This window comes from Mesorhizobium sp. M1E.F.Ca.ET.063.01.1.1 (assembly GCF_003998155.1).
Taxonomy (GTDB): Bacteria; Pseudomonadota; Alphaproteobacteria; order Rhizobiales; family Rhizobiaceae; genus Mesorhizobium.
The window spans coordinates 1-405 of the sequence record NZ_RZSC01001718.1 but is presented as its reverse complement, the minus strand read 5'-3'; the positions used below and the strand labels follow the sequence as shown (position 1 = coordinate 405).

The following is a 405-nucleotide window of genomic DNA, read 5'->3' as shown; positions in this document are numbered from 1 at the left end:
CCCAGGTTGTGATCAGCTTGAGATCAAAGGCTCCAATATTTTATCACTCCAGGAACTTCATTCGGCTTGATGGCCGACTTGACGTCGAACAGCGTTCCACCTGGCCTGATCATTTGAAAAATACGGGATTTCTCCCTGGATAGATAATGCTTGTGAGGAACCGCCAGAACAAGCGCCTGCAAATCGTTTATCTCGTCGAGTGGCAAGATTGTTTCACCATATTCGCGTCGAGCGGTTTCGGCATCGGCAAAAGGATCGTGGACCTTGGGGGCAATTCCGAACTGCCTCAGTTCCCTGACCAAGTCGAAAACGCGGCTGTTGCGCAGATCCGGAACGTCCTCCTTGAAGGTCAGTCCGAGAACGCCGACGGAAGCTCCTTTCACGGGCACATCCGAACGGATCAGC

The 405-nt window shown here is 52.6% G+C and carries 1 protein-coding gene; it reads right to left on the bottom strand.

The features are described from left to right. Window positions 1-23: 23 nt before the first annotated feature. Window positions 24-405 (bottom strand): UDP binding domain-containing protein (locus EOA29_RS40570; RefSeq protein WP_245468894.1); only part of this gene is annotated, 382 nt, incomplete at its 5' end.